General features: G+C 75.6%; 6 protein-coding genes. All 6 read left to right on the top strand.

What is annotated here, in order from left to right; all coding sequences use genetic code 11:
- Nucleotides 1-1,107, top strand: a 1,107-nt coding sequence (locus PYV61_RS19270) for an efflux RND transporter periplasmic adaptor subunit (RefSeq protein ID WP_275834641.1), incomplete at its 5' end; no start/stop codon positions are given.
- An 81-nt stretch (nt 1,108-1,188) separates the two neighbouring features.
- Nucleotides 1,189-1,842 (top strand): PEP-CTERM sorting domain-containing protein, encoded by a 654-nt coding sequence (locus PYV61_RS19265; RefSeq protein ID WP_275834639.1) that lies wholly within the window; start codon nt 1,189-1,191, stop codon nt 1,840-1,842.
- Nucleotides 1,843-1,950: 108 nt separating this feature from the next.
- Nucleotides 1,951-3,621, top strand: a complete 1,671-nt coding sequence (locus PYV61_RS19260; protein WP_275834637.1) for a SulP family inorganic anion transporter — start codon at nt 1,951-1,953, stop codon at nt 3,619-3,621.
- A 36-nt stretch (nt 3,622-3,657) separates the two neighbouring features.
- On the top strand, nt 3,658-4,332 hold the full coding sequence (locus PYV61_RS19255) for a carbonic anhydrase (protein ID WP_275834635.1): 675 nt from the start codon (nt 3,658-3,660) through the stop codon (nt 4,330-4,332).
- Between the two features lie 54 nt (nt 4,333-4,386).
- Entirely contained in the window at nt 4,387-5,511 is a 1,125-nt protein-coding gene (locus PYV61_RS19250) for an ATP-binding protein (protein ID WP_275834633.1), read from the top strand.
- Nucleotides 5,508-6,173: a response regulator transcription factor gene (locus PYV61_RS19245; RefSeq protein WP_275834631.1), complete on the top strand. Its 666-nt coding sequence runs from the start codon at nt 5,508-5,510 to the stop codon at nt 6,171-6,173. Before PYV61_RS19250 ends, PYV61_RS19245 begins: the two co-directional genes overlap by 4 nt.
- The last annotated feature ends 115 nt before the right edge of the window (nt 6,174-6,288 follow it).

The following is a 6,288-nucleotide window of genomic DNA, read 5'->3' as shown; positions in this document are numbered from 1 at the left end:
GCGGTCGCGCTCGGGCTGCTGGCGGTCGGCACGGTGCCGCGCGTGCTGCGCCAGCGCGCGCTGGTCGCCGAGGCCGGGGCCGCGACGGCGGTGGTGCCGACGGTGACGGTGGCGACCGCGCGCACCGGCGAGGCGACCGGCGAGCTCGCGCTCCCGGCGTCGGTCGCGGGGCTGCACGAGACCGGGCTGCACGCGCGCTCCAGCGGCTACGTGCGCCGCCTGCTGGCCGACATGGGGACGCCGGTGCGCGCCGGGCAGGTGCTCGCCGAGATCGAGACGCCGGAGCTGGACCAGGAGCTGAGCCAGGCGCGCGCCAACCTCGCGCAGACGCAGGCGACGCTCGGCCTCGCGCGCGCGACCGTCGACCGGCTGCGCGACCTGGTGGGCGAGGGGGCGATCACGCGCCAGGACTTCGACGAGCGGCAGGCGGCGTTCGAGGTCGCGCAGGCCGGCGCCGCCGCGGCGCGGGCCAACGTCGAGCGGCTGCGGGCGCTCAAGCGCTTCGGGCAGGTGACGGCGCCGTTCGCGGGCGTCGTCACGGCGCGCAACGTCGACGTGGGGGCGCTGGTGTCGCCGGGGACGTCGGCGGCGGCGCGCCCCCTGTTCGCGCTCGCGCAGGTGGACACGGTGCGCGTGCTGGCGAGCGTGCCGCAGAGCGCGGCCCCCGGCGTCCGCGTCGGCCAGCCGGCGACGGTCGTGGTGCAGGAGCTGGGCGGCGAGCCGTTCGCGGGGCGCGTGGCGCGCACGGCGCAGGCGATCGACCCGGCGACCCGCACGCTCCCGGTCGAGATCCAGGTGGCGAACCCGGCGCGGCGGCTGCTCCCGGGGATGTACGCGCGCGCGACGCTGGCCACGCACCGCGACGCGCCGCCGCTGCTCGTCCCCGCCAACACGCTGATGATGGGCGCCGAGGGGCCGCGGGTCGCGCTGGTGGAGGACGGGCGCGTGCGGATCGTCGGCGTCACGCTCGGGCGCGACTTCGGCACCGAGGTCGAGGTGCTGCGCGGCGTGGACGCCGGCGCCGCGATCGTCGTGAACCCGGGCGACGTGGTGACCGAGGGGGCGTCGGTGAAGACCGTCGCGGCGCCGAAGGCGAAGGGGCAGTGACCGGCGGGTGATCGCGCGGTGAGCGCGGGGCGCAGGTTGGCGGCGTCCACCACGCCCGCCCGCCCTTCCGCCCCGCGCCCGATGCCCATCCGCCGTTCCCTGCGCCGCCTCGCCGTGCTGGCGTGCGCCGCCGCCCTCGCGCCCGCGGCCGCCGCGGCGCAGCCGCTCGCGCTCCGCTTCGCGGGCACCTTCACCCTGCCGGGGGTCGGCACGCCGTTCACGGCGGGCTTCGACCTCGTCGGCGACCTGTCGGACGTGGTCGACGCGCCGCCCGAGGCGGGCTACGCCGGCAGCGGCGTCACCTCCCTGCTGGGGAGCTGGCGGCTCGGCGACCAGGAGGTCACCGCCACCGGGTGGATCGCCCTGCTCGTGCGCGACCCCCAGGGCGTGCCGCTGACGCCGGGGCTCTACGTGCTCCCGGGCGTCGGCGGCTTCGAGACCGGATTCCTGCTGCGGTCGCCGCTCTTCGCGGGGTGGGACCTGCGCGGCGGCCTGCCGCCGATGCCCGTCGACGCCACGGTGTCGAACGAGGGGATCGGCGCGGGCGGCGCCGGCACCTTCGAGGCGATCGTCGACGGCGTCGTCGGGCCGCCGCCGGGCCCCGGCACGACCGTCCCCGAGCCGGCCACGGTGACCCTGCTGGCCGCCGGGCTGGCGGTGCTCGGGGCCGCCGGGCGGCGGGGCGTCCTACACCGCCGTACGCCCACATCCGACGCAGGTCGCGGCGCGCTCTGACAGACGGGGCCCGCGGGCCGGTCCACATTCCTGGGCGTCGACGTCCCGGTGGGTCCGCGCTGCGGTCCGCCGGGACGCCTCAGCGCCAGACCCCGACCGGACCGACGTATGGCCACCACGATCGCGCCCACGCCGCGCGAGACCCGTCCGACCGGGACCGCCGGCTCCAACGGCGCCCGGCCGACGGCTCCCGCCCCCGAGCCTCCGAAGGCCCTCGACGACAGCCTCGGCGCCACCTGGCGCGCCGACCTCACCGCGGGGCTCGTCGTCTTCCTGGTCGCGCTCCCCCTGTGCCTGGGGGTCGCGCTGGCGTCCAACGCCCCGCTGTTCAGCGGGCTGGTGACCGGGATCGTGGGCGGGCTGCTCGTGTCGCGCCTCAGCGGCTCGGCGCTCATGGTCAGCGGCCCCGCGGCCGGGCTCACCGCCATCGTCTCGGCGGCGATCCTCGAGCTCGGGTCGTTCCCGGCGTTCCTGACCGCGGTCGTGCTGGCCGGCGTGGTGCAGGTGGTGCTCGGCGTCGTGCGCGCCGGGATCATCGGCTACTTCTTCCCGTCGTCGGTCATCCGCGGGATGCTGACGGCCATCGGCCTCATCCTGATCCTGAAGCAGCTGCCCTACGCGTTCGGCGCGGGCATCGTCGGGCAGGGCGGGGGCGGGGCCGACGGCACCGGCTCGGTGGTCGAGAGCGCGGGGATGTTCGGGCACATCACGAGCGCGATCACCGGCGCGCTGCCGGCCGCGGTCGGCATCACGCTGGTCTCGCTCGCCGTGCTCGCGCTGTGGGCGAAGCTGGCCCCGGCCGCGCTCCGCAAGGCGGTCCCGGCGCCCCTCGCGGTCGTGCTGTTCGGCGTGGTCGCGAACCTCGTCCTCGCCCGCGTCGCCCCCGGCTTCGCGCTGCCCGCCGAGTCGCTGGTGCAGCTGCCGGTGCCGGAGTCGCTGGCGGCGCTGGCGCAGTCGCTGGCGTTCCCCGACTGGTCGGCGCTGTCGTCGCCGGCGGTCTGGCGCATCGCGCTGACGGTCGGGCTGGTGGCCAGCCTGGAGACGCTGCTCAGCCTCGAGGCGACCGACAAGCTCGACCCGTACAAGCGGACGTCGCCGGCCAACCGCGAGCTGCTGGCGCAGGGCACCGGCAACCTGGTCTCCGGGCTGATCGGCGGGCTCCCGATGACGGGCGTGATCGTGCGCTCCTCGGCGAACATCAACGCCGGCGCGATGACCTGGCGGTCGAGCTGGATCCACGGCCTGTTCCTGCTCCTGGCCGTGGCCGCCATCCCGGCGCTGCTGAACTACATCCCGCTCGCCACGCTGGCGGCCATCCTGCTGTTCACCGGCTACAAGCTCGCGCACCCCTCGGTGTTCCGGAGCGCGTGGGCGGCCGGGGCCAAGTACTTCATCCCGTTCATCGTCACGGTGGGCGCGATCCTGGTCACGGACCTGCTCGTGGGGATCGCGGTGGGGCTGGCGGTCGGCGCCTTCTTCGTCCTGCTCGACAGCTACCGCACGGCGTACTCGTACCACCTGGACGAGTCGGCGGACCACCACAACGTGCGGATCACGCTGGCCGAGGAGGTCACGTTCCTGAACAAGGCGCGCATCAACGCGGCGCTGCAGGAGCTGCCCGAGGGGTGCGTCGCGGTGGTGGACGCGTCGCGCACCCAGCACATCGACCCCGACGTCCTCGAGATCCTGCACGACTTCAAGGAGGCGGCCCGCACGAAGGGGATCACCTTCCGCCTCGTCGACGTCCCCGAGCCGCGCCTCGGCGCCGGCGCTCACTGACCCGCCGGGTCACCGCCCTCTAGATTTCCCGCCACGATGCCCAACGGCCCCGCGTACACCAAGATCCTCGAGCGCAACCGCGCCTGGGTCGCCGAGCGCACCTCGGAGGACCCGGAGTTCTTCTCGCGCCGCGCCAAGGAGCACCGGCCGCGCTACCTGTGGATCGGCTGCTCGGACGCCCGGGTGCCGGCCGACGTGCTGACGCAGACGGAGCCGGGCGAGATCTTCGTGCACCGCAACATCGCCAACCAGGTGGTGGCGACCGACGCCAACCTGGCGGCCGTGCTGCAGTACGCGATCGACGTGCTCAAGGTCGAGGACGTCGTCGTGTGCGGCCACTCGGAGTGCGGCGGCGTGAAGGCGTCCATCACCGGCGGCGCGCCGCAGGTGGTCGACAACTGGCTGGCACAGCTGCGCACGGTGATCCGCCTGCACGAGGACGAGCTCGCCGAACTCAACGGCGACGAGCGGGTGATGCGGCTCGTGGAGTTGAACGTGCGCGAGCAGGTCTACAACCTGAGCCGCACGACCGTGGTGCAGGAGGCGTGGGGCCGCGGCCAGACGCTGCGCCTGCACGGGGTGGTGTACCGCCTGGACGAGGGGATCCTGCGCGACGTCGGCGTCTCGATCGACGGCTCGCCGGCCTCCGAGCGCCTCGCCGGCGCCGCCCCCGCCGCCGCCCGCCCCCTGGCCGACGCGCGCGCGGGCTGACCTGACCGGCGGCCGGGGCGCCGACCGCCCGTCCCGCCCCGAGCCGCTGGTTCCGTGAGCACCCTCTCGACCACCCCGCACGCCACGCAGGCCGCCGCCCTCGCCCCCGCGCGTCCCACGCCGGGGGAGGGGGCGGCGGCGTCTGGGGCGGCGCGCGACGCGGCCGGGCGCCGCACGTGGCGGCAGGCGATCGTCCAGGTCCCGCTGCTCCGCAAGCTCGTGTGGGCCGACCTGGTCATCAACGTCTCCGCGTACGTGGTCATGCGGCAGGCGACGTCGCAGTGGGCCGACGAGATCATGATCGGCTCGCTCCTCGTCACGCTGACGCTCAACGCGGCGCTCGTGTACTGGGCGCTGCTCCCGCTGCGCGCGCTCGAGGCGACGGCGCGCCGCGTCTCGTCCGGCGACCTCGCCGCGCGCGTCCCGGTCAGCCGCTCGGCCGACCGCGACCTGACGCGCATCGGGATGACGCTCAACGCGCTCCTCGACTCGGTCACCGCCGACCGGCTGCGCATGCGGGCGCTGGCCGCGCAGGTGATCAGCGCCGGTGACCAGGAGCGCGCCCACATCGCGCGCGAGCTGCACGACTCGACCGCGCAGCAGCTCTCGGCGCTCGAGATGCTCGTCACCTCGTCGGTCCGCGAGGTCCCGTCGGGGCCCCTGCACGAGCGGCTGGCGGTGATGCGCGAGATCGTGGTCGAGTCGCTCGCCGAGGTGCGCACGCTGTCGCACAACGTCCACCCGCGGGTGCTCGACGACCTGGGGCTGGCGGCGGCGCTCGAGTTCCTGGCGCGGCGCACGCGCGAGCAGAGCGGGGTCGAGACGCGCGTCGTCTCCGACGTCCGCGGCGTCCTCCCCAAGCAGGTGGCGTCGGTGTTCTACCGCGTGGCGCAGGAGGCGCTGCGCAACGCGGTGCGGCACGCCGAGCCGGGCACCGTGCGCGTGCGCCTGGCCGCGACGGGCGGCTCCAGCGCGTCGCTGGAGGTCACCGACGACGGCCGCGGCTTCGACGTCGCGGCCGCCGAGGGGGCGCGCGACGGGATGGGGCTGTTCGTGATGCGCGAGCGGGTGGCGCTGATCGACGGGCGGCTGGAGGTGCGGTCGCAGCCGGGGCGCGGCACGACGGTGCGCGCGGTGGTGCCGCTGTCGCCCCTCGGGGCGCCGGAGCTCGACCCGTGAGGGCCCCCATCCGCGTCCTGCTGGCCGACGACCACGGCGTGGTCCGCCTCGGGCTGCGCACGCTGCTGGGCTCCGCCCCCGACGTCGAGGTCGTGGGGGAGGCGTCGGACGGGCACGAGGCGCTGGCGCAGGCCGAGCGGCTCGCGCCCGACATCGTCGTGATGGACCTGTCGATGGACGGGATGGACGGCGTGGCGGCGACGCGCGAGCTGGCGCGCCGGCGCGGCGCCGGCGCCGCGCCCCGCGTGCTCGTCCTCACGATGCACGACGAGGAGGAGTACCTGATCCCGCTGCTGGAGGCGGGGGCGAGCGGCTACGTCGTGAAGGACGCCGCCAGCACGGAGCTGCTCGACGCCCTGCGCGTGGTGGCGTCGGGGCGCACGTACGTCCGCCCGTCGGCGGCCCACGTCCTCGCCGAGGGGTGGACGCGGCGCGCGCAGCAGGACGGGACGCGCGCGCGCTACGACTCGCTGAGCGAGCGCGAGCGCGCCGTGTTCGTGCTGATCGCGCAGGGGTACACGCCGTCGCAGATCGGCGAGCGGCTGAACATCAGCGCCAAGACGGCCGACACGTACCGGCGGCGCATCAACGACAAGATGGGGTTCAGCGAGCGCGCGGAGTACGTGAAGCACGCGCTGGAGCTGGGGTTGTTGACGGCGTAGCGGCGAGCGTCGAGCGTCGAGGGGGGCTCCGCGGGGCGGGACGGTGTGTCCCCCGCGCGAAGCCCCCGTCGCGTCACGGGCCGAGCGCCGGGCGCCGAGCGCCGTGTGAGATAGT

It is taken from the genome of Roseisolibacter sp. H3M3-2 (assembly GCF_029211165.1).
Classification (GTDB): domain Bacteria; phylum Gemmatimonadota; class Gemmatimonadetes; order Gemmatimonadales; family Gemmatimonadaceae; genus Roseisolibacter.
Note: the sequence above shows the minus strand (reverse complement) of the source record. Positions and strands in the feature narration are given on the sequence as shown.